We start from the raw sequence: 23,434 nt of genomic DNA on the forward strand, positions 1-23,434 counted from the left end.
TAAATGCAAGTCCGTGATATAACCGTATTGGCAGCTGTAATATCTATAGTGGCGATGCTCGTAATACCTCTTCCTCATTGGTTAATAAGTTTTCTTATTATTATAAATATTACAATAGCGTTATTAATATTAATGACTGCTATGAATATGAAAGAAGCTTTAGAGTTCTCTGTATTTCCAACTATCGTTCTACTTGTTACTTTATTTAGGCTTGCATTAAATATTTCTACAACAAGAGCAATTTTAGCAGAAGGTGATGCAGGTAAAGTAGTTGAAACCTTTGGTACATTTGTTACTGGTGGGAATATGCTCGTTGGTTTAGTCGTATTTGCTATTTTGGTTATTATCAACTTTATCGTAATTACAAAAGGTGCGGAGCGTGTTTCTGAGGTTGCAGCTCGTTTTACACTCGATGCTATGCCTGGTAAACAAATGAGTATTGATGCGGATTTAAATGCAGGGATGATTTCTGAGAAAGAAGCTCGTGAAAGACGTGAAAAGGTTAGTGGCGAAGCGGACTTCTACGGAGCTATGGACGGGGCAACCAAGTTCGTAAAAGGGGATGCCATTGCGGGTATTATTATCGTTATAATAAACTTGTTATTCGGAATTATTATTGGTGTTGTTCAATTTGGACTTCCTTTTGGGGAAGCCGCAGTTCTGTTTTCTACTCTTACAGTTGGGGACGGTCTTGTTTCTCAAATACCAGCATTATTAATATCCACAGCTACAGGGATTGTGGTAACAAGAGCTGCATCTAAAGGTAATCTGGGTGGAGATATAACAGGACAATTGTTCAATCAGCCAAAACTTCTTTACGTTGCAGCCGTGACAATAACGCTTTTAGGTATTGTAACCCCGATTGGTTTAGTCTTAACTTTACCTATTGCTATTGCACTTGCCGTAGGAGCTTATATGATAAGTAAGGCTAGTCAAGAGGGTCCTGAAGAGTTGGAAGAATTTGAAGAGGAAGTTACAACGGATAATATGAAGAGTCCTGAAAATGTCATTAATCTATTAAATGTAGATCCAATAGAATTTGAGTTTGGTTATGGTTTGATTCCATTAGTGGATGCTGCCCAAGGCGGAGATTTACTTGATCGTGTTGTAATGATTCGTAGACAACTAGCACTTGAATTAGGTGTAGTTATTCCAGTAGTGAGAATACGAGATAATATTCAACTTCAACCAAACGAATATCGGATAAAAATAAAAGGTAATGAACTGGCTAGAGGCGAACTTCTTTTAGATCATTATTTAGCGATGAGTCCTGGTGATGATGATTCGATTGAAGGAATAGATACTGTAGAACCTTCCTTTGGATTACCTGCTAAATGGATAACGGAATCTGTCAAAGAGGAAGCGGAGATACTAGGTTATACCGTTGTCGATCCTCCAAGTGTTGTTTCGACGCATATGACAGAAATTATCCGTAATAATGCACATGAATTATTAGGTCGTCAAGAAACAAAACAATTAATAGACCATATTAGAGAGACATATCCAATCTTAGTAGACGAGTTAACACCTACTCCATTAACTGTAGGGGAAATTCAAAAAATATTGAGCAATTTACTAAGAGAGCATGTATCTATTCGAAACTTGCCAATCATTTTTGAGACACTTGCTGACTATTCAAAAATGACGTCGGATGCCGATGTATTAACAGAATACGCAAGACAATCTCTAGCGAAGCAGATTACAACTCAATATGCCGGAAATAACAATGTACTAAAAGTATTAACAGTCTCCGGAAAAGTAGAAAAACTTATTGCCGACAGTATTCAACAAACAGAACATGGGAACTATTTATCCATTGATCCTAATGATTCACAAGCTATATTGGAGTCTATGGCAAAAGAGATAGAGCGAGCTTCCATGATGGAACAGTCTCCAATTATTCTTTGTTCTCCTGCAGTAAGAATGTATGTTAGACAAATGACGGAAAGATATTTCCCTCAAGTCCCAATTCTTTCCTATAATGAATTGGAATCCTCCATTGAGGTACAAAGTGTCGGGGTGGTGAATGTAGATTGAAGATGAAAAAATATACGGCTAGTACTATGCCCGAAGCAATGAAATTAATTCGTAAAGAACTTGGTGATGAAGCAGTTATACTAAGTTCTAAAGTAGTCTTTTCTAAAGGGTTTTTAGGTTTGTTTAAGAAAAAATCTATTGAAGTGTTAGCTGGAATGGATACAATCGAACAACCGAATAATACATTTGAGATGCCAACTATGGTGTCTCAAGAACAACAAAATGTTTCTTTAGAGATCCAAAAAGAATTAGCAGACTTAAAACAAATGGTTAAGAATATTAAAATTCCGGAAATGTTAAGTTCATACCCAGCTGAGATGAAAACTCTTATGGACTTTTTAGAAGAGCAAGAATTGTCAGAGGAGCTGATCACATCTGTTTGTGATGAGCTTTTTGTGCATCATAAAAAGAATACTGATGCTTTTAAAATAGAAGATCAACTTAGTCTAACCAAAAATTCTCTCCAAACTCAAATGGAGCATCTTCCGTTTGGTGGAATTTCTTATACTAAAAAATATATAAATGTACTTGGACCAACTGGTGTAGGCAAAACTACTACGATTGCTAAAATAGCTGCACGTGCAATTTTAGAAAAAAAGAAAAAGGTTGGCTTTATTACGACCGATACATATCGTATTGCAGCTATTGAACAACTAAAAACCTATGCTGGATTATTACAATCTCCATTAGAAATTGTATATAACGAAAATGATTTACAAGAAGCAATGGTAAAGTTCGAACATTTAGATATCGTTTTTATCGATACGGCAGGTAGGAACTTTAAAGAAACTAAATTTGTAAGAGATTTGCAAAAGCTAATCGAATTTGAAGTGGATACGGAAACCTTCCTAGTACTCTCGTCTACATCTAAACAAAAAGACATGGAAGTGATAATAGAACAATTTAGTGAATTTCCTATTGATAAATTTATCTTTACGAAGATAGATGAAACAAATACTATTGGCTCAATTATCAATTTAATGGTTAAATATAATAAGGGACTTGCTTACTATACGGATGGTCAAGAAGTCCCGGAAGATATTATGGAAGCTAGTCTTGAAGAATTACTCAAATTGTTTTTAAAGGGGATTCGCTATGAGAGATCAAGCTGAAGAACTTAGAATGAAAATGCTACGTAATCAAAACAGGCTTGGGCGCTCCTTAGCGGTAGTTAGCGGTAAAGGTGGAGTTGGAAAAAGTAATTTTTCTATAAATTTCAGCACAACTTTAAGTGGGCATGGCAAAAAAGTGGTGCTAATTGATATGGATATTGGAATGGGCAATATTCATATTTTACTAGGAAAATCCGTTCAATATAACTTGAAAGATTATTTAGTTGGAGAACAGCCCATAGAATCTGTGTTGTTTGAAGGTCCAAATGGCTTGCAATATATATCTGGAGGTTCAGGGTTAAGTGGTGTGATGGAGTGGACAGATGAAATGTTCAATCGCTTAATAGAAGCTTTCGAATATTTACAGAAAACCTTTGACTACATCGTTTTTGATATGGGGGCCGGTGCAACTAGTCAGACATTAGATTTGTTAATGTCTGTGGACGATATTATCGTCATTACGACAGCGGAGCCTACCTCTATTACGGATGCATATTCTATGATGAAATACATTTATTATAAAGATTCTGAAAAAAATTTCTATCTTATTTGCAATAGAGCCTTTAGCGATGAAGAAGGGGCTGAAACAACGGGGAGATTAAAACTAGCTATGTCCAAGTTTCTCTCCAAAGAAATTACAATATTAGGTGTATTGCCGGAAGATACAGTTGTTCGAAAGGCAGTAAGGGAACAAACCCCATTTTCTATCTTATATCCACAAGCTGAAATTACGAAAAAGTTAAAAAAGATAGTCTATACATTTACCGACTTGGAAGATGCAATAGAAGCTACACCTAAGCAAACTAATTTCATATCTCGATTAAAAAGTCTTTTTTCAGGAAGGACGTGAGATTATGGACAATAAGTCAAAAAAGAAGTTATTAGTTGTAGATGACTCTGCATTTATGCGAAAACTAATCAGTGATTTCTTTGTGGATAGTAAATCGATAGAGGTAGTTGGGATCGCAAGAAATGGAAAAGACGCGATCGGAAAAATTAAAACTCTACAACCAGATGTTCTCACTATGGACGTTGAAATGCCTGTGATGAATGGTTTGGAGGCGCTCCGCCGAATAATGTTAGAAACACCAGTTCCTGTTGTAATGCTTTCCAGTACGACGAAAAGTGGAGCGGAAAGCACGATGCAAGCAATGGATTATGGGGCGGTAGATTTTATCGCAAAACCAAGCGGTACTATTTCCTTAGATTTACATAAGGTAAAAGTGGAGTTAGTAGAAAAAGTGGAACATGCTGCACAAGTATCCATTAACAAAATGCAGAAACGCTCATCATTACCTATCAGTAATCGAATATCAAAAAGTATCGAGTTGAGGAATATACCTGAGAATGCCAATACTGTTAAATGGGACAAGGCCAAAAAGAAAATGGTCTTAATTGGTACTTCAACAGGAGGACCTCGAGCTCTTCAGGAAGTAATTACAAAACTTCCAAAGAATATGAAAGCTCCTGTATTAGTCGTTCAACATATGCCGGCTGGATTTACAAAGTCTTTGGCACAAAGGCTCAATCAATTATCTGAAATTGAGGTAAAAGAAGCAGAAGATGGGGATTTACTACAAGATGGACACGCGTATATAGCACCTGGTGGCTTTCATATGCGTATACAGAAAAGAGTTTCGGCCTATTACATCGTTCTTGATGACAAAGAACCGCCTCGAGCAGGACATAGACCAGCGGTAGATGTACTTTTTGAAGATAATAGTCAGTTCAATGATTTCGACAAGATTGCCGTTATTATGACAGGAATGGGATCTGATGGATCTCTCGGTCTAAAACAGTTAAAAAATAGTGGAAACGTTGTGGCTATAACGGAATCGGCGAGTACATGTATTGTATATGGAATGCCAAAAGCTGCAGTAGAAACTAATTTAGTAAATGAAGTAGTAGATTTAGATCAAATAGCAAAAACTATCATACAATATCTACCTTAAGGGGTGTTAATCAATGGATACAAATCCATATTTTGAAATGTTTATAGAAGAAAGTAAGGAACATTTACAAGCCTGCAATGAACATTTACTAGAATTAGAAAAAAATCCTGAAAACATTGCAATTGTAAATGAAGTATTCCGCTCTGCACATACTTTAAAAGGTATGTCCGCAACGATGGGGTATGAGGATATCGCTAATTTAACACATAAAATGGAAAACATTTTAGATGAAATTAGAAACGGGCGTTTGCATGTAACAGTAGAATTATTAGACGTTGTTTTCATTGCTGTAGATCAATTAGAAGAGATGGTAATGGATATTGCTTCTGGTGGAAAAGGAAATCTAGATGTAACAGATACTGTTCAAAAGCTACATAAAATAGAAACAGGAGAAGAAATTCCAGTTGCTGCTACTACAGTAGAAGCCGCTGTAGAAAGTAATATTTCTCAAGAAAATTGGTTGTCTTATGATGATTATGAAATGACAGTTATAGAACAATCAGTCGAACAGGATTTCTCTACGTATGAAATTTCTGTCAAGCTGCGCGAAGATTGCTTGCTAAAGGCTGCAAGAGTATATATGGTCTTTGAATTATTAGAGAAAATGGGAGATGTTATAAAATCTTCACCCTCCGTTGAGAAGTTAGAAGGAGAAGATTTTGATGAAATTTTCTATGTAGCTCTAGTTACAAATGAGCCTTCCGAAGATGTGCAGAAGAAATTGATGAAGGTATCTGAAGTAACAGAAGTACTAGTTAACTCAGTTACATTAGAGCAACTGAAAAAACGCAATAATATCGAGGGTGCTAAAGTAGAAGAGACTCCATTTCCGGAAAAAACAGAAGTTATAGAAGGTAGTCAAGAGGTAGTGGCAGTAAAAACTACTGAAAAATCTCCTACTTCTAAAAGCAATCAAGTTCAGTCTAGTAAAACAATTCGTGTAAATATAGAACGTTTAGATGTATTGATGAATTTGTTTGAGGAGTTAGTAATTGATCGTGGTCGTCTACAATCAATCTCTGAGGAGTTACACAATAGCGAACTAGATGAAACAGTAGAACGCATGTCCCGTATCACTGGTGACCTTCAAAATATTATATTAAATATGCGTATGGTTCCAGTAGAAACGGTATTTAATAGATTCCCGAAAATGGTGCGTCAATTAGCGCGTGATTTAAACAAAAAGATCAATTTAGAAGTTATTGGGGCAGAAACTGAATTAGATCGTACCGTCATTGATGAAATTGGAGATCCTCTTGTTCACTTAATTAGAAACTCTCTAGATCATGGTGTTGAAAGTCCTGAAATTCGTTTAGCTAAAGGTAAACCAGAGGAAGGTACAGTTGTTCTCCGTGCATACCATAGCGGAAATCATGTATTTATCGAGATTGAGGATGATGGTGCAGGTATTAACCGTGAGAAAGTGTTGAAAAAAGCTATAGCAAAAGGAATTGTATCGAATGAAGTAGCGCAAACACTAAGTGATAAACAAGTAGCAGAGCTTATTCTCTCTTCCGGTTTCTCTACTGCCGATGTTATTTCAGATGTTTCGGGTAGGGGAGTTGGTTTAGACGTTGTAAAAACGACGATTGAATCTCTTGGTGGTTTTATAGATATTTCGTCGACGGAAGGAAAAGGTTCTCTATTTTCTATCCAATTACCGTTAACACTTTCTATCATTTCCGTAATGCTTGTAGAACTTGGAGAAGAAATTTACGCTATCCCGCTATCTTCTATTATTGAGACTGCTATTATACGTTCTTCTGATATTTTAAATGCTCATAACCAAAAAGTGATCGATTTCCGTGGGAAAGTTGTTCCACTAGTATTTTTAGAAAATGTTTTTGATGTTCCGAGAGAAAGTACTGATGATGAATTCCATTCGGTTGTTCTTGTCCGTAAAGGAGATAAAATGGCTGGTCTCGTAGTAGATTCATTTATCGGTCAACAAGAAATTGTTTTAAAATCACTTGGTGCATATTTATCAAGTGTGTTCGCAATCTCTGGTGCAACTATTTTAGGTAATGGTAAAGTAGCACTTATTGTAGATTGTAATGCATTAATCAGTTAAAGAGCATCAATTAGAAAGGATGAGATAGCATTATGACAGAAGCCGTAGATTATAAAAATTTAAAAGTAGTCGTTTTTCAATTGGCAGATAAAGAGTATGTTATACCTGTTAGTCAGGTACAAGGCATTGAAAAACTTATATATATTACACGTGTGCCTAAAACTCCAGACTTTGTAAAAGGAGTTATCAACTTACGAGGAGTAGTTACTCCTATAATAGACTTAAAGAATCGCTTTGGATTAGGTGAGAGCAGTTTAGGTGAATCTACTCGTATTATTATAATTACGTTGGATGATATGAATGTCGGTGTAATTGTTGACTCTGCTAATGATGTATTAGATATACCTCTTGATGCAATTGAACCACAGCCTGAAGTGGTTGGAGGAATGGAATCAGATTTTATAGCTGGAGTAGCTAAAATCGATAGCCGCCTTTTAATACTACTGAACTTAAATCTTGTGTTAAATCCTATAAAGTCAGGAGTTTAATAAATGTACGATAATAAAATAACTTCTATACATTTAGATGTCTTAAAGGAAATAGGAAATATTGGTGCTGCGCATGCTGCAACGGCATTATCGACATTGTTAAACAAAAAGATTGATATGAAGGTTCCAAAAGTAGAAATGGTATCCTTTGATGACATGATGGATTTAGCGGGAGGTCCGGAGAGGGTTGTTGCTGGTATTTATCTTCGGATTGAAGGAGATGTAACAGGTAGCATGTTCTTTGTACTACCTGTAGAACAAGCAAATCGATTTATCCGAAGATTGATACAAGATGAGGGCTTCGATTTTCAAACAGGTGAAGTTTCTGAAATAGGTGTCTCTGCCATGCAAGAGCTTGGTAATATACTTTCTGGTTCTTATCTATCTGCACTATCAGATTTTACTTCTTTAAAAATATATCCTACTGTACCTGCCCTAAGTGTAGATATGGTAGGGGCTATTATTAGTTTTGGATTGGTAGAGTTATCTCATGTAAGTGATTATGTTATTGTAATTGATACTGCTATCAATGAAGAAGATGTTCCGAATGAGGAAAGTGTGAAAGGGCATTTCTTTTTATTACCGGATCCAGAATCATTTGAAGCTATTTTTAAAGCTTTAGGAGTTAGCTAATATGAACGCACAGGGTCAAATAGTTAAAGTCGGTATTGCCGATATGAATATTGCAAAAGCTCCGGATAAAATACGTACTTCAGGACTTGGTTCATGTGTAGGGGTTGTTTTATATGACGACAGATCCACGACAGTAGGCATGGTCCATGTTATGTTACCAGATTCAAGTCTTGGTAGGACTGAGGTAGTAAATATTGCGAAATTTGCGGATACTGGTATTCCTGCTATGGTGGAGCAACTCAAAATAGAGGGTATTCAGCCTTTTAAGTTAAAAGCTAAGATTGCTGGAGGAGCTCAAATGTTTCAATTTTCTTCTACTAAAGATACAATGCGAATCGGACCACGTAATGTTGAAGCAGTAAAAGAGTATTTAAAAAAGTATTCTATTCCTATAATCGCAGAAGATACTGGGGGAAATAGTGGTAGAACGATAGAATTTGATCCTATAACCAAATTACTAAATATTCGAACGGTGAATCAAGGAGTGAGAGATATATAATGGTAGGAACTATTCTTTCTAATTTTTGGGTAGCGCTTATTGCTTTTACTATATACTTTTTATTCTCATATCCTTTTATAGAGGGAATGGGTATTATTCTTGAAGCATGTATTATCTCTTTTGGATTTTTCCTTCTAACATTTTTAGCTAGGGCAATTATTAGTTATATAATTAGTAATCCGCAGGAAGAAATAGAAGACATACCTATTGCGGATGTTGCCGGTATTTTAAAATCTGAAATTTCTCCAGAAGATTACGCTGAGTTAGTAAAGACAATGTTAGAGGAAGATGAAAAACCCAATACAATCTAACATAATATATTAAAAAATGAGGGGATCGATAGTTTCGATTCCCCTTTTTAGTGAGATTTTTGTTATAATAACTCTAATGATCAGATATATGGGAGAGGGGGATAATTGTGGCAAATCAAGATTCGACAGATGAACAGGTTCTTTGGAAGAGTTGGACTGAAAGCAAAGATCCTCAAGCCGGAGATTTACTCATGAGAAAATATGTGCCACTTGTAAACTATCATGTGCAAAGAATTGGTGCGGGTATCCCTAAAAATATATCTAGAGAAGAGCTTAAAAGTTTAGGAATGATGGGATTATTTGATGCTCTGAACAAGTTTGACTATAGTAGAGAGCTGAAATTTGATACTTATGCTTCCTTTCGTGTAAGAGGGGCTATTATCGACGGTTTAAGAAAAGAAGATTGGCTTCCACGTTCTTCAAGAGAAAAATCCAAGAAATTAGAAACGAAAATTGAAGAACTCGAGCAAAAGTTGATGAGACATGCGTCTGCTGAAGAGATAGCAGAATTTGTCGAGTTACCTGTTGAAGAGATTTATCAAACTGTACAGGAACATTTTTTCTCAAATGTACTGTCTATAGATGAGCAATTACAAGAAAGTGAAGAACCTGAACATAAATCATATGTAATTCGAGATGACTCTCAGAAAACACCAGAACAACAAATGATCCAGCAAGAATTAATTGGTGATTTAGCCGGTCAAATTCAACAATTAAATGAAAATGAACAATTAGTGTTAAGTTTATTTTATACGGAAGAACTAACGCTCACAGTTATTGGGGAGATGCTTGGTCTATCTACATCGAGAATATCTCAAATTCATTCGAAAGCACTTTTTAAACTCAGAAAACTATTAATGCCTGAAATGACGAATGTATAGATAAAGGGGATACTACTATGAGTTTAAAACTAGCAGAACTTCAAATAGCTATTCCTAAAACCTTTGATGCTGGTAAAATAGCAGATCAAATACAACAACAAGGTGCAATTAGTCAATCTAACGCGCAAGCTGCCTCTGAAAAACAGCTAGAAAAAAATAGGGAAACCGTCATCAAGTCTTCGGAAACTTCGGAGACAAGCTCTCAGGACGAAGAGAAAGAGCGTATGGAGCACGAGCGGCAGAACAGAGAAAAGAAAGAGCGAGAATTGAAAGAGACAAAGCATCCTTTCAAAGGAAACTTTGTAGATTTTAGTGGTTAGGAGCAGTTATGTTAACGACTTTATTAATAATATTATTCTTAATGCAAGTTATAAGTTTTTACTTCATTGCTCTATTAAATGCCAAGATTTCTAAGTTTAATGAGATGGAACGAAAACAACAACAAGTTTTATTGGACATTGAAGATTCTTTTAGTGCTTATATAGCAGAAATCACAGATGAAAATAATCGCCTTATACAGGAATTACAAAATACAGAAGTACCTCATACTACATTTTCTAAAATTGCAGAAATTCCATCAACAAAGGAAGCTAGAGTATTTGAACCACCAACTTCTTTCGTCTCTAAGCAAGTTGCAGCAAGTAGTTATATGAAATCAGCTCAAACAACAGTAAAAAAAGTACCGGAAACTATGAGAGAAAAAGTGTTATTTCACCATGAAGATGGAAGAGATCCTGACGAAATAGCGAAAATTCTCCAAATAGGAAAGACTGAAGTTGAACTTTTCCTGAAATTTAAAGATTAAAATAGTTGAAAGTATAAAAATGATATGTTATATTAGAAAACGGTATGAATACACACGCAGTTCGGATGGACTTAGCAGGTGCTCTATTTATAGAGTAGCTAAAGAAAAATGATGAATGCGGAAGACTAAACCAAACCAGGAGGAAACAAATCATGTCAGTAATCTCAATGAAGCAATTATTAGAGGCTGGTGTACACTTCGGTCACCAAACTCGCCGTTGGAATCCAAAAATGAAAAAATACATTTTTGTTGAACGTAACGGAATCTACATCATCGATCTTCAAAAAACGGTGAAAAAATTAGAAGAAGCTTATGATTTCATGCGTCAAGTAGGTCAAGACGGTGGGAAAGTTCTTTTCGTAGGAACTAAAAAACAAGCTCAAGAAGCTATTAAAGAAGAAGCAGAACGTTCAGGTAACTACTATATTAACCAACGTTGGTTAGGTGGTACTTTAACTAACTTCGGTACTATTCAAAAACGTGTAGCTCGTCTTAAAGCTATTGAAAAAATGGAAGAAGACGGTACGTTTGAAGTACTTCCTAAAAAAGAAGTTGTTCAACTTAAAAAACAACACGAACGTCTTGTTAAATTCTTAGGCGGTATCCGTGATATGAAAGCTGTTCCAGATGTAATGTTCGTAGTAGATCCACGTAAAGAGCGTATTGCTGTTGCAGAAGCTCGCAAACTTAACATTCCATTAGTAGGAATTGTTGATACAAACTGTGATCCAGATGAAATCGACTATGTAATTCCTGCAAATGATGATGCAATTCGTGCAGTTAAATTATTAACAGCTAAAATGGCGGATGCATTACTAGAAGCAAGACAAGGTGAAGACGAAGAAGTAACTTCTGCTGAAGTTGCAGCTGAGTAATACCTGAGTAATACGAATGTAATTAACAGGTGATAAGCGGCCAAACCTCTTATCACCTTTTTTTGAGAAAATGACATATTAATTGTACTAGGAGGAATTTATAATGGCAGTTACAGCACAAATGGTTAAAGAATTGCGTGAAAAAACTGGTGCAGGTATGATGGACTGTAAAAAAGCATTAGTAGAATCAGACGGTAATTTAGAAGCAGCAATCGACTTTTTACGTGAAAAAGGTCTTTCTTCTGCGGCTAAAAAAGCAGATCGTATCGCAGCGGAAGGTACTACTTTCATCCAAGTGGAAGGAAACAAAGCTGTATTACTAGAAATGAATGCTGAAACTGATTTTGTTTCTAAAAATGAATCTTTCCAACATTTAGTAAAAACTGTAGCATCTCATTTATTAGCTACAGAGCCAGCTTCAGTAGAAGAAGCACTACCTACAATTATTGAAGAAGGATTAACAGTAGAAAACTTAATCTCTAACGCAGTTGCGAAAATTGGAGAAAAAATTACATTACGTCGTTTTGTAATTGAAAATAAAACAGATGCAGATGCATTTGGTCCATACCTACACATGGGAGGACGTATCGGGGTTCTTACAGTAATTGAAGGATCAACTGATGAGCAAGCGGCTAAAGATGTAGCAATGCATATTGCAGCATTAAACCCTTCTTATATTTCACGTGATGAAGTTTCTGCTGAAGAAGTAGAACACGAACGCAAAATATTAACAGAACAAGCTCTAAACGAAGGAAAACCTGAAAATATCGTTGCTAAAATGGTAGAAGGTCGTCTTGGTAAATACTTTGAAGAAGTTTGTGTATTAGACCAATCATTCGTTAAAAACCCAGACCAAAAAGTAAAAACATTTGTTGAGTCAACTGGTGGTAAACTAGTTTCATTCACACGTTACGCTGTTGGTGAAGGAATCGAAAAACGTGAAGACAACTTCGCTGAAGAAGTAATGAACCAAGTAAAAGGTAACTAATATAAGAAAAGCGGCAGACACCGATCGACTCGATGGTTCAGCGCTTCCCCCGCGGAAGGCATTATCTTGAAACGAAAACCGGTAGTCGTCAATATGCGTCGTTGCTAGAAATAATATCAATAACAACCGGGGGACACGTAATTTGTGTTCCCTATTTTTCAAGATAGAGATGGAGGATACCTATGAGCAAACCACAATACGAAAGAATCGTTTTAAAATTGAGTGGCGAGGCATTAGCTGGAGAACAAGGTTTCGGTTTATCTCCTGACATTATTAAATCTGTAGCCGAACAAGTGAAAGAAGTTGTAGATCTTGGAGTAGAGGTTGCGGTAGTTGTAGGTGGAGGAAATATATGGCGAGGTAAAGTAGGAAGCGAAATGGGCATGGATCGTGCTACAGCGGACTATATGGGTATGCTTGCTACAGTTATGAATTCACTTGCTCTACAAGATTCTCTTGAAAAAGCGGGTGTCGAAACACGTGTTCAGACATCAATCGAGATGCGACAAGTCGCAGAGCCTTACATACGTAGAAGAGCCATTCGTCATTTAGAAAAAAAACGAGTAGTTATTTTTGCAGCGGGAACAGGTAATCCATACTTCTCTACTGACACAACTGCAGCTTTAAGAGCAGCTGAGATAGAAGCAGATGTTATATTAATGGCCAAAAATAATGTAGATGGTGTTTACTCTGCTGATCCTAAAACGGATAGTACGGCAGTGAAATATGATACACTATCATTTATCGAAGTAATTCAACAAGGACTCCAAGTAATGGATTCTACAGCATCTACTTTATGTATGGACAATGATATAGAGCTTATTGTATTTTCGATTATGGAAAAAGGAAATATTAAAAAGGCTGTGCTCGGGGAAACCATAGGGACAGTCGTTAGGAGGAATTCTTAATGCCGAAAAAAGTGATAGAGCAAACAAGTGATAAAATGACTAAAACAATATCAGTTTTTAGTAGAGAATTATCTACTATCCGTGCTGGGCGTGCTAGTGCTTCCCTACTTGACAAAATTACAGTAGATTATTATGGAGCTCCAACCCCTATCAATCAAATGGCTGGTATTTCTATACCAGAAGCTCGCTTATTAACAATCCTTCCTTATGATAAAACTATTTTAGGAGATATTGAAAAAGCGATCATGAAATCAGATTTAGGTATTACTCCTACTAATGATGGAACACTAATTCGTATTGCAATTCCAGCATTAACGGAAGAGCGTCGTAAAGAATTAGTAAAACTAGTAAAAAAAGAAGCAGAAGAAGCAAAAGTAAATGTTCGTAACGTTCGTCGTGACGGTAATGATGATTTGAAAAAACTTGAAAAATCTGGTGGAATTACAGAAGACGAGTTAAGAAATTATACAGAAGAAATTCAAAAACTTACAGATGCTAACATTGAAAAAATTGATGCAATTACTAAAGATAAAGAAAAAGAAATTTTAGAAGTTTAACCCTTATGAAGATGTAGTGAAGGTTAATGCTTTAATGAATACCAAAGTCTTCTTCAAATGATTTGTCTAGGTTAAGTATTTCTGAACTTTTATTTAAAAAAGGCGTCCTTTGAAAGGGACGTCTTTTTATATATGGGTTTATTTGTTATGATAGGGATAGACGTTCGACTTGGTAGATTGGGGGGTTCTAAATGTTTAATAAACTAATTCGTAAAAATGAGAAAAAGATCAATATTCATTTAGATGAACGTAAAGAAAATGCCCAAAAGGAACAGTTACCTAGCCATATTGCAATTATTATGGATGGGAACGGTAGATGGGCTAAAAAGAGGTCACTTCCCCGTATTGCTGGTCATCACGAAGGTATGAAGACTGTAAAAAAAATTACTCTATTTGCAAATGAAGTCGGGATAGATACGTTAACCTTGTACGCTTTTTCCACAGAAAATTGGAAACGTCCAAAAATGGAAGTCGAGTTTTTAATGCGACTACCCGAAGAATTTTTAGGGACGTATTTACCGGAGTTAATCGAACAAAATGTTCAAGTACGAATGATGGGAAATCATGATATGCTGCCTGAGCATACAAAAAGAGCTATTTATAAAGCGATGGATGAAACTGCCCAAAATGATGGACTGATTCTTAACTTTGCTATGAATTATGGAAGTAGAGATGAAATTGTACAGGCAGTCAAACGTATTGCAAAACAAATCGAGCAAAAAGAGATTTTAGAGGATGAAATTACAGAAGAATTGCTGACAAATAATTTAATGACCAAAGACTTGTCGGAACCAGATCTTCTCATTCGAACAAGTGGTGAAGTTCGACTGAGTAACTTTATGCTTTGGCAGCTTGCTTACACGGAGTTTTGGTTTACAGAAACGCTTTGGCCAGACTTTGATGAGGCATGCTTATTAGAAGCTATTGAAAGTTATCAAAAAAGGAATAGAAGATATGGTGGACTTAAGGGGGAAGAAGTAAATTGAAACAGCGGATAATAACAGGTGCTATTGCTTTGGCACTATTTCTCCCAATTGTTTTGTTGGGAGGACCTGTTTTCACTATATTAGTATACATAATTGCAGCAGTAGGATTATATGAAATGCTTCGCATGAAAGACTTAAGTTTATTTTCATTCGCCAGTTTAGTTTCGTATTTACTCCTGTTTCTATTGTTATTGCCATCATCATTTACAGATGATATTTTTCATTATACAGGGCACACGAAATTAGAGTGGGTGTTTGTTGGAGTATTTTTAGTATTAATCTATACAGTATTAGTGAAAAATCGTTTCACTTTTGATGATGCAGCTTTTGTCATTTTAAGTACACTATATGTTGGTATTGGTTTTTACTATTTTATTGAAACAAGAAATGAAGGTTTAGCATACGTTATTTTTGCATTGCTGATCGTATGGACAACAGATTCTGGAGCTTATTTTACCGGACGAAAAATTGGGAAAAGAAAATTATGGCCTGATATTTCTCCAAATAAAACAGTAGAAGGTTTTGTTGGAGGCATTATTTGGGCATTAATCACTGCTTTCATTATTCAATCGATAAGCCCGCTTACTTCATCGATGCTTGTATTGATAGGAATTACAATTATTTCTTCTATTTTTGGACAACTAGGTGACTTAGTAGAATCAGCGATAAAAAGACATTATAATGTGAAAGACTCTGGTAAATTATTGCCAGGTCATGGTGGAATTTTAGATCGATTTGACAGTATTTTATTTGTCTTACCGCTTCTTCACTTTTTACATTTTATCTAAGGAGACGACATTATTTCATGGTTAAAAAAATAAGTTTATTAGGTGCAACTGGTTCTATCGGGATACAAACACTGGATATAATAAAAGAGCATCCAGATAAGTTTCAACTAGTAGCATTTTCAGCGGGAAAAAATATAGAAATTACGAAGCAAATAATTCGAGATTTTTCAGTTCCTCTAGTTTCTGTTTTATTTGAAGAGGATGCAGTTCTGTTAGGGAAAGAATTTCCACGAACAGAACTAGTATTTGGTGATCAAGGATTAGTACAAGTTGCTGCTCATGCAAATGCAGATGTTTTAGTGAATGCTGTACTTGGAAGTGTAGGATTAAGACCAACATTAGAAGCTATTAAAAAAGGAATAACAATTGCAATTGCGAACAAAGAAACATTAGTAACTGCTGGACACTTAGTAATGAATGCAGCTAAGCAATATAATGTACCAATACTGCCGGTCGACAGCGAACATTCAGCCTTGTTTCAAGCGATGAACGGAGAAAAGCGTTCTGAAATTGCAAAGCTCATCATTACTGCTTCAGGTGGAAGCTTTAGAGACTTTACTCGGGAAGAGCTTAAAAATGTAACGGTAAAAGATGCACTGAATCATCCTAACTGGTCTATGGGGTCGAAAATAACAATTGATTCAGCCACAATGATGAACAAAGGTTTAGAAGTTATTGAGGCGCGAGTATTATTTGATATTCCTTATGATGATATAGAAGTGTTACTTCATCGAGAGAGTATTATACATTCATTAGTTGAATTCCAAGATACTAGTGTTATTGCTCAATTAGGAACACCAGATATGCGTGTACCTATCCAATATGCATTGTCTTATCCGGAGAGATTGACAAGAGAGTCAGCTCCACGACTTAACTTAGCTCAAATAGGTAAGTTACATTTTGAAGAAATGGATTACACACGTTATCATGCTTTGAAATTAGCTATTGATGCAGGACGAGCAGGCGGAACTATGACAACGGTCCTAAATGCTGCAAACGAGGCTGCTGTATCCTTGTTTTTACAAGAAAAAATTGGTTTCTTAACAATTGATGAGCTAATCGAACGAGCTATGGATGAGCATACGATTCTTTCAAATCCAGATTTAGAAACTATTCTTCATGTAGATGCAAAAACAAGAAAATCTATTGAGAACATGGTAAAATGAAGAGATGTGAAAGTAAAAGCATAAACAGCTAGAAACTAAAGGTGGGATATAGTGGAGACAGCCATTGCGTTTATAATTATATTTGGAAGTATTGTATTTTTCCATGAACTCGGGCATTTTATCTTTGCAAAACAAGCTGGAATCATGGTGCGTGAGTTTGCAATAGGTATGGGTCCAAAAATCTTTGGATATACAAAAGGTGAGACTCTTTATACACTACGATTATTGCCTATCGGTGGATATGTTCGTATGGCAGGAGAAGATATGGACTCCGTTGAGCTACAGCCAGGCTTTCGATTAGGAATCCGTTTAAATGATCAAGACGAAATTGATCAGATTTTATTAAATCAAAATAAGCATTATCCTGATATGTTGTTTTTAGAAGTAGAAAAATCTGATTTAACCGATAAAATGTTTATCGAGGGATACAATGAAGAAGAAAAGTTAGTAAGGTACAATGTAGCACGAAATGCTGTCATTAATGAAAAAGGCAGTGAAACAATCATTGCGCCAGCAGATCGTCAATTTGGATCCAAAACAGTTGGGCAGCGATCACTAACTATTTTTGCAGGACCCCTTTTTAACTTTATCCTATCGTTTTTCATATTCTTAGCGCTTGGGTTGTTTCAAGGAGTACCAACATATGAACCTGTTATAACAACAGTTGTGAAAGACAGTCCTGCTGCTCAAGCGGGCATGCAAGATGGCGATTTGGTAACTAAAATAGATGGATCTTCCATCACGACATGGGACGAATTATCAGAAAAAGTGAAAGTAAGTTCAAATGAACTGATGGAATTTACAGTAGAACGTGATGGACAAGAAGTTAATCTGTCTATGACACCCCAAGAAGTTGTAGCTGGAAAAGAAAAAGTTGGACAAATTGGTGTACAATACACTAGTCCAATGGAAAAAAATCCTGCCAAGGCGGTTGTCTTTGGAGCAGAGCAAACATATGAATGGACTAAACGTATATTTACTATACTTGGCACATTAATTACTGGTAATTTCTCTATAGATGATTTATCAGGTCCTGTTGGAATATATAAAGCGACTGAAGAAGTAGCGCAATATGGTGTATTCAATTTAATGCATTGGGCTGCAATACTAAGTATAAATCTTGGAATTATGAATTTATTACCATTACCAGCATTAGATGGTGGTAGACTATTATTCTTCTTGTTTGAAGCTTTACGAGGAAAACCGATAGATAAACAAAAAGAAGGTATGGTCCACTTTGTCGGTATTATGCTATTGATGGTACTAATGGTTGTCGTTACATGGAATGATATACAAAGATTTTTCTTCAATGGGTAAAAAATTTTAAGGGGGGAAGTTCAATCATCTGAACTTCCTTTCTTTTACTGTGTATATAAAAGCACAAGCATCTATTACACCCCAGACTAGCGCTGGAGCTAGACAGATCAGGGAGGGATACAAACTATGGACGACGGTAAAATGAGGATGCATTTGTTATTGCAGCAACTGGAGTTAACAGAGGATTCCTTCGTAAAGCATTTTGAACATGCATCCATCGATCGATTCACTGTACATAAAAAAAATAGACAATGGGCTTTTCAAATTCAACTACAGGCCGTATTACCAATAGATGTATTTACGATTTTTCAAACAAGGCTAATTGAAAAGTTTTCTGGTATAGCGAATATCTTACTCACTATTCAAAGTGAAGGAAAAGACGTATCGCAGGAGCTTATCAACCAATATTGGCCATTAGTTCTGAAAGAATTAAGTGACATGGCACCACCTTTAAAAGACCGACTATTAAAACAACAACCCGAATGGAACGGTCAGATGATTCATTTAACCTGTGGGCAGGAAATTGAATTGCGAACGTTTAAAAAGAAATATATCGAACAATTGTCAGATGTATATGTCGGGTTTGGATTTCCAAAAATAGCATTCGACTTCCGTTTAGTTGAAGATACAGAAGCAATAGCGCAAGCGCAGTTAGAATTTCTTGAACAACGTCGTTTAGAAGAAGAAATGTTAGGTCAAAAAGCGTTAGAAGATATGCAAAAACGTGATCAAAATAGAACAGAGAATGGCAATCAGAATACAGACGGTCCTTTCCAACTAGGAGTGCCTCTTAAAAAAGATGAACCAATTATTGACATAAAATCGATTCAAGATGAGGAACGCAGAGTAACGATCGAAGGTTTTGTATTCGACGTCGAAGTCAAAGAGTTGCGAAGTGGTCGTTCTCTTCTGACTGCAAAAGTTACTGACTATACAGATTCTATTTTAGTGAAGATGTTCTCTAGAGATAAAGAAGATGCCCAAATGATGGAACGACTACAAAAGGGAATGTGGATAAAGGTTAGAGGTTCCGTGCAAAACGATACTTTTGTACGAGACTTAATCATTATGGCACAAGATATGAATGAGATAAATCCGGCGGTACGAATCGATACAGCGAAAGAAAAACGTGTAGAGTTACATCTACATACACCGATGAGTCAAATGGATGCTGTATCCTCTGTATCCTCACTTGTATCACAAGCAGCAAAATGGGGACATAAAGCTATAGCAATTACAGATCATGCGAATCTACAATCATTTCCTGAAGCATATGCTGCTGGGAAAAAGAATGGTATTAAAATTCTATATGGATTAGAAGCAAATCTTGTACATGACGGTGTTCCTATTGCTTATGATGAACAGCATACTGCATTAGAGGATGCTGTATATGTTGTATTTGATGTTGAAACTACAGGCTTATCTGCTACTTACGATAAAATAATTGAGTTGGCAGCTGTAAAAATGCAAAATGGTAATATTATCGATAAATTTGAACGATTTGTTAATCCGCATCACGCTCTTTCCGCTACTACGATCGAGTTAACTGGAATTACAGATGACATGGTTCAAAATGCACCTGAAATAGAACAGGTTATAAAGGACTTTTATGAATTTATCGGCGATGGCATACTTGTTGCTCATAATGCATCTTTTGATATGGGCTTCTTATACGAAGGTTATCGAAGAACAGGAATAGATTATTTCAGTCACCCGGTTATAGACACATTAGAGCTAGCTCGGTTCTTACATCCAGAGATGAAGTCCCATCGACTTGGTACTCTAACTAAAAAGTTCAATATTGAGTTAACACAAGCACATAGAGCGATCTTTGACTGTGAGGCAACAGGATATTTACTACTACATTTGTTAAAAGAAGCTGAGGAACATAAGATAGAGTTTCTAGATGACTTTAACAAGCATATTGGACAAGGGGATTCATATAAACGAGCTCGACCAACTCATTGCACAATCTTAGCTAAAAATGAGGTCGGTTTAAAAAACTTGTTCAAATTAGTGTCACTTGCTCATACAACTACTTTCTATCGTGTACCTAGAATAAAAAGGTCAGTGCTGCAAAAACATAGAGAAGGACTGATCATTGGTTCAGGGTGTGATAAGGGAGAGGTTTTTGAAGGTCTAATGCAAAAACCATTAGAGCAAGTGGAGGAAATTGCACAGTTTTATGATTACTTAGAAATACATCCTAAAGAAGTATATTCACATTTAATCGAGGCAGAACTAGTTAGAGACGAATGGAACTTAGAAGATATCATCCGTAAAATGCTTAAACTAGGTAAAAAATTGAATTTACCAGTTGTAGCAACCGGCAATGTACATTACTTGCATGAAAATGATGCTATTTTTAGAAAAATACTTGTAAACTCACAAGGTGGAGCTAACCCGTTAAATCGTAACGGGTTACCTAAAGTACATTTTCGCACAACTAATGAAATGTTAGATGCCTTTGCCTTTCTTGGAGAAGACCTAGCAAAAGAGATTGTTGTCACTAATCCTCAAAAAATAGCCGATTCTCTTGAAGACATAAAACCGATTAAAGATGATTTATATACCCCAAAGATTGAGGGAGCAGATGAGGAAGTTAGATCTCTTACTTATTCCAAAGCAAAAGAAATTTATGGGGAAGTACTACCAGAGATAGTAGAAGCACGAATTGAGAAGGAATTAACATCTATTATTGGTCATGGTTTTGCGGTAATTTATTTGATTTCACATAAATTAGTAAAAAAATCTTTAGATGATGGCTATTTAGTTGGATCCAGGGGATCAGTAGGTTCTTCTCTTGTAGCTACAATGACAGAAATTACAGAAGTAAATCCACTACCGCCGCATTATGTATGTCCAAGTTGTCAGCATTCAGAGTTTTTCCAAGACGGATCGGTTGGTTCTGGGTTCGACTTACCTAACAAAAATTGTATTAACTGCGATACACCATATGTAAAAGAAGGGCAAGATATCCCGTTTGAGACTTTCCTTGGATTCAAAGGAGATAAAGTTCCAGATATAGATTTAAACTTTAGTGGTGAGTATCAACCTATTGCGCATAATTACACCAAGGAATTATTCGGTGAGGACTATGTGTTTCGTGCTGGTACAATCGGAACGGTAGCTGAAAAAACAGCTTATGGATATGTCAGGGGCTATATGAACGATAATAATTTGGCTCTTCGTGGTGCCGAAATTGATCGTTTAGTTCAAGGATGTTCTGGTGTTAAGCGATCAACGGGTCAACATCCAGGTGGAATCATTGTTGTTCCTGATTATATGGATATATATGATTTTACCCCAATACAGTTTCCAGCTGATGCGCAGGATTCTGAATGGAAAACAACTCATTTTGATTTTCATTCCATTCATGATAATTTACTGAAATTAGATATTCTAGGGCATGATGATCCTACTGTTATTCGTATGCTCCAAGATTTATCAGGAATTGATCCGAAAACAATTCCTACAGATGATCCAGAGGTAATGAAAATATTTAGTGGGACGGAATCGCTAGGCGTAACGGAAGAGCAAATAGACTGTAAAACTGGGACACTTGGAATTCCAGAGTTTGGTACTCGTTTTGTAAGACAAATGCTAGAAGAAACGAAACCTTCTACTTTCTCAGAACTTGTCCAAATATCTGGTTTATCTCATGGGACAGATGTCTGGTTAGGAAATGCTCAAGAGTTGATACAAGCGGGGACTTGTCAGCTCTCTGATGTAATTGGATGTCGTGATGATATTATGGTTTACCTAATCTATCAAGGGTTAGATCCTTCCTTAGCATTTAAAATTATGGAGTCAGTTCGGAAAGGTAAAGGGCTAACTCCAGAATTTGAAGCAGAGATGAAAAAACAAGGGGTAGCTAATTGGTATATTGAATCCTGTAAAAAGATCAAATACATGTTCCCGAAAGCACATGCTGCTGCCTATGTATTAATGGCAGTTCGTATTGCATACTTTAAGGTGCATTACCCCATAATATATTATGCGGCATATCTTACTGTAAGAGCTTCTGACTTTGATTTGATCTCAATGGTCAACGGATCTCAAACAATTCGAGCAAAACTAGATGAGATTAATGCAAAGGGCCTTGAAGCATCTCCAAAAGAAAAAAACTTATTAACAGTATTAGAAATTGCATTGGAAATGACAGAACGAGGCATTAAAATTCAAAAAGTTGATCTATACAAATCACATGCAAATGAATTTATTATAGAAGGAAATACATTAATTCCTCCTTTTGATTCGATACCAGGATTAGGTACAAATGTTGCTTTTCAAATTGCTAAAGCACGAATCGATGGTGAATTTTTATCCAAGGAAGATCTTCAACAAAGAGGTAAAGTATCCAAGACAATCATCGAATATATGGATGCGATGGGCTGTCTAGAAGGTCTGCCAGATGCCAATCAGCTTTCGTTGTTTTAGGAGGTAATTTGCAAGGCACCATGATGTATGGTAATATAAAACTACCAATGTTTCATAGTTCTGTGACGAAAGAGTGGGATTTCCCGCTCTTTTCTGTTGTTATATAGAAAATCATTGTTGTGTAGGAGGCTTATATGAGTAATATTATTAGTAAAATTGAAGAGCTTGTATCGCCTATTTTACAAGAGTTAAATTTAGATCTTGTAGATATAGAATATGTAAAAGAAGGTCGAGATTGGTTTTTACGTATTTATATTGATACTCCAAATGGCGGCATTGATATTGAACAATGTGCTCAAGTTAGTGAAAAACTAAGTGAAAAGTTAGATGTAGAAGATCCAATATCAGAAAATTACTTTTTAGAGGTTTCTTCTCCTGGAGCAGAACGACCTTTGAAAAAGGATTCGGATTTCACGAATGCGATTGGTAAGCATGTTTTTATCAAAACATACGAGCCAGTGAACGGAGCTAAGGAATTTGAAGGAACATTACTTTCTTATTCAATAGAAGAAGGCGCATTAATTGAAGTACGTGTGAAAACAAGAAGAGTAAAAATTCAAATTGAAAAAGAGAAAATTGCGCTTGCCCGTTTAGCAATTGATTTCTCTGCATAACGTATA

22 protein-coding genes are annotated in these 23,434 nt (G+C 36.0%); all 22 read left to right on the forward strand.

From position 1 onward, the window contains the following. Positions 1-3: 3 nt before the first annotated feature. The 22 genes from flhA (at position 4) to rimP (ending at position 23,428) form a co-directional block, all read left to right on the forward strand. Entirely contained in the window at positions 4-2,037 is a 2,034-nt protein-coding gene (gene flhA, locus MKX39_RS06090) for a flagellar biosynthesis protein FlhA (protein WP_093535121.1), read from the forward strand. After that, positions 2,034-3,149, forward strand: coding sequence for a flagellar biosynthesis protein FlhF (gene flhF / locus MKX39_RS06095; protein ID WP_340768748.1), 1,116 nt, complete (start codon positions 2,034-2,036; stop codon positions 3,147-3,149). The genes flhA and flhF overlap by 4 nt, the downstream gene beginning before the upstream one ends. Continuing rightward, complete coding sequence (locus MKX39_RS06100; RefSeq protein WP_340768749.1) at positions 3,133-3,999, forward strand: MinD/ParA family protein; 867 nt, start codon at positions 3,133-3,135, stop codon at positions 3,997-3,999. Before flhF ends, MKX39_RS06100 begins: the two co-directional genes overlap by 17 nt. 4 nt (positions 4,000-4,003) lie before the next feature. Further along, positions 4,004-5,101 carry a protein-glutamate methylesterase/protein-glutamine glutaminase gene (locus MKX39_RS06105; RefSeq protein WP_340768751.1) on the forward strand — a complete coding sequence of 366 codons (1,098 nt, stop codon included), beginning with the start codon at positions 4,004-4,006 and terminating at the stop codon, positions 5,099-5,101. Between the two features lie 13 nt (positions 5,102-5,114). Further along, positions 5,115-7,172, forward strand: coding sequence for a chemotaxis protein CheA (locus tag MKX39_RS06110; protein ID WP_340768754.1), 2,058 nt, complete (start codon positions 5,115-5,117; stop codon positions 7,170-7,172). Positions 7,173-7,204: 32 nt separating this feature from the next. Next, positions 7,205-7,660 carry a chemotaxis protein CheW gene (locus MKX39_RS06115; RefSeq protein WP_093535113.1) on the forward strand — a complete coding sequence of 152 codons (456 nt, stop codon included), beginning with the start codon at positions 7,205-7,207 and terminating at the stop codon, positions 7,658-7,660. 3 nt (positions 7,661-7,663) lie between these two features. Further along, positions 7,664-8,293, forward strand: a complete 630-nt coding sequence (locus MKX39_RS06120) for a chemotaxis protein CheC (RefSeq protein ID WP_093535111.1) — start codon at positions 7,664-7,666, stop codon at positions 8,291-8,293. Between the two features lies 1 nt (position 8,294). After that, positions 8,295-8,792, forward strand: coding sequence for a chemotaxis protein CheD (locus MKX39_RS06125; RefSeq protein ID WP_340761940.1), 498 nt, complete (start codon positions 8,295-8,297; stop codon positions 8,790-8,792). Further along, a complete protein-coding gene (locus MKX39_RS06130; protein WP_340768755.1) occupies positions 8,792-9,103 on the forward strand; it encodes a hypothetical protein in 312 nt (103 codons plus the stop codon). The genes MKX39_RS06125 and MKX39_RS06130 overlap by 1 nt, the downstream gene beginning before the upstream one ends. 107 nt (positions 9,104-9,210) lie before the next feature. Further along, entirely contained in the window at positions 9,211-9,984 is a 774-nt protein-coding gene (locus tag MKX39_RS06135) for a FliA/WhiG family RNA polymerase sigma factor (protein ID WP_340768756.1), read from the forward strand. A gap of 17 nt (positions 9,985-10,001) precedes the next feature. Next, on the forward strand, positions 10,002-10,304 hold the full coding sequence (locus MKX39_RS06140; protein ID WP_093535103.1) for a hypothetical protein: 303 nt from the start codon (positions 10,002-10,004) through the stop codon (positions 10,302-10,304). A gap of 8 nt (positions 10,305-10,312) precedes the next feature. Continuing rightward, positions 10,313-10,789, forward strand: a complete 477-nt coding sequence (locus MKX39_RS06145) for a DUF6115 domain-containing protein (RefSeq protein WP_340768758.1) — start codon at positions 10,313-10,315, stop codon at positions 10,787-10,789. A 152-nt stretch (positions 10,790-10,941) separates the two neighbouring features. Further along, positions 10,942-11,664 (forward strand): 30S ribosomal protein S2, encoded by a 723-nt coding sequence (rpsB, locus tag MKX39_RS06150; protein ID WP_090562513.1) that lies wholly within the window; start codon positions 10,942-10,944, stop codon positions 11,662-11,664. Positions 11,665-11,767: 103 nt separating this feature from the next. Beyond that, on the forward strand, positions 11,768-12,652 hold the full coding sequence (gene tsf, locus MKX39_RS06155) for a translation elongation factor Ts (RefSeq protein WP_093535099.1): 885 nt from the start codon (positions 11,768-11,770) through the stop codon (positions 12,650-12,652). 182 nt (positions 12,653-12,834) lie between these two features. Next, complete coding sequence (gene pyrH, locus MKX39_RS06160) at positions 12,835-13,560, forward strand: UMP kinase (protein ID WP_093535097.1); 726 nt, start codon at positions 12,835-12,837, stop codon at positions 13,558-13,560. Then, positions 13,560-14,117, forward strand: coding sequence for a ribosome recycling factor (frr, locus tag MKX39_RS06165; protein ID WP_093535095.1), 558 nt, complete (start codon positions 13,560-13,562; stop codon positions 14,115-14,117). The genes pyrH and frr overlap by 1 nt, the downstream gene beginning before the upstream one ends. A gap of 191 nt (positions 14,118-14,308) precedes the next feature. Next, positions 14,309-15,103, forward strand: a complete 795-nt coding sequence (locus MKX39_RS06170) for an isoprenyl transferase (protein WP_340768759.1) — start codon at positions 14,309-14,311, stop codon at positions 15,101-15,103. Then, a complete protein-coding gene (locus tag MKX39_RS06175) occupies positions 15,100-15,891 on the forward strand; it encodes a phosphatidate cytidylyltransferase (protein ID WP_340768761.1) in 792 nt (263 codons plus the stop codon). Before MKX39_RS06170 ends, MKX39_RS06175 begins: the two co-directional genes overlap by 4 nt. Before the next feature lie 17 nt (positions 15,892-15,908). Then, positions 15,909-17,057 (forward strand): 1-deoxy-D-xylulose-5-phosphate reductoisomerase, encoded by a 1,149-nt coding sequence (gene dxr / locus MKX39_RS06180; RefSeq protein ID WP_093535089.1) that lies wholly within the window; start codon positions 15,909-15,911, stop codon positions 17,055-17,057. 51 nt (positions 17,058-17,108) lie between these two features. Further along, positions 17,109-18,374 (forward strand): RIP metalloprotease RseP, encoded by a 1,266-nt coding sequence (gene rseP / locus MKX39_RS06185; protein ID WP_340768762.1) that lies wholly within the window; start codon positions 17,109-17,111, stop codon positions 18,372-18,374. A 126-nt stretch (positions 18,375-18,500) separates the two neighbouring features. Further along, positions 18,501-22,814 (forward strand): PolC-type DNA polymerase III, encoded by a 4,314-nt coding sequence (locus MKX39_RS06190; RefSeq protein ID WP_340768763.1) that lies wholly within the window; start codon positions 18,501-18,503, stop codon positions 22,812-22,814. Positions 22,815-22,948: 134 nt separating this feature from the next. Next, entirely contained in the window at positions 22,949-23,428 is a 480-nt protein-coding gene (rimP, locus tag MKX39_RS06195) for a ribosome maturation factor RimP (protein ID WP_093535083.1), read from the forward strand. The last annotated feature ends 6 nt before the right edge of the window (positions 23,429-23,434 follow it).

Source organism: Psychrobacillus sp. FSL K6-1464, assembly GCF_038003145.1.
In the GTDB taxonomy this organism is placed as follows: domain Bacteria; phylum Bacillota; class Bacilli; order Bacillales_A; family Planococcaceae; genus Psychrobacillus; species Psychrobacillus psychrotolerans.

Coding starts and splice junctions, on each gene's coding strand:
- flhA (WP_093535121.1), top strand. CDS start 4: ATGCAAGTCCGTGATATAACCGTATTGGCAGCTGTAATATCTATAGTG.
- MKX39_RS06100 (WP_340768749.1), top strand. CDS start 3,133: ATGAGAGATCAAGCTGAAGAACTTAGAATGAAAATGCTACGTAATCAA.
- MKX39_RS06105 (WP_340768751.1), top strand. CDS start 4,004: ATGGACAATAAGTCAAAAAAGAAGTTATTAGTTGTAGATGACTCTGCA.
- MKX39_RS06110 (WP_340768754.1), top strand. CDS start 5,115: ATGGATACAAATCCATATTTTGAAATGTTTATAGAAGAAAGTAAGGAA.
- MKX39_RS06115 (WP_093535113.1), top strand. CDS start 7,205: ATGACAGAAGCCGTAGATTATAAAAATTTAAAAGTAGTCGTTTTTCAA.
- MKX39_RS06120 (WP_093535111.1), top strand. CDS start 7,664: ATGTACGATAATAAAATAACTTCTATACATTTAGATGTCTTAAAGGAA.
- MKX39_RS06125 (WP_340761940.1), top strand. CDS start 8,295: ATGAACGCACAGGGTCAAATAGTTAAAGTCGGTATTGCCGATATGAAT.
- MKX39_RS06130 (WP_340768755.1), top strand. CDS start 8,792: ATGGTAGGAACTATTCTTTCTAATTTTTGGGTAGCGCTTATTGCTTTT.
- MKX39_RS06140 (WP_093535103.1), top strand. CDS start 10,002: ATGAGTTTAAAACTAGCAGAACTTCAAATAGCTATTCCTAAAACCTTT.
- MKX39_RS06145 (WP_340768758.1), top strand. CDS start 10,313: ATGTTAACGACTTTATTAATAATATTATTCTTAATGCAAGTTATAAGT.
- rpsB (WP_090562513.1), top strand. CDS start 10,942: ATGTCAGTAATCTCAATGAAGCAATTATTAGAGGCTGGTGTACACTTC.
- tsf (WP_093535099.1), top strand. CDS start 11,768: ATGGCAGTTACAGCACAAATGGTTAAAGAATTGCGTGAAAAAACTGGT.
- pyrH (WP_093535097.1), top strand. CDS start 12,835: ATGAGCAAACCACAATACGAAAGAATCGTTTTAAAATTGAGTGGCGAG.
- frr (WP_093535095.1), top strand. CDS start 13,560: ATGCCGAAAAAAGTGATAGAGCAAACAAGTGATAAAATGACTAAAACA.
- MKX39_RS06170 (WP_340768759.1), top strand. CDS start 14,309: ATGTTTAATAAACTAATTCGTAAAAATGAGAAAAAGATCAATATTCAT.
- dxr (WP_093535089.1), top strand. CDS start 15,909: ATGGTTAAAAAAATAAGTTTATTAGGTGCAACTGGTTCTATCGGGATA.
- MKX39_RS06190 (WP_340768763.1), top strand. CDS start 18,501: ATGGACGACGGTAAAATGAGGATGCATTTGTTATTGCAGCAACTGGAG.
- rimP (WP_093535083.1), top strand. CDS start 22,949: ATGAGTAATATTATTAGTAAAATTGAAGAGCTTGTATCGCCTATTTTA.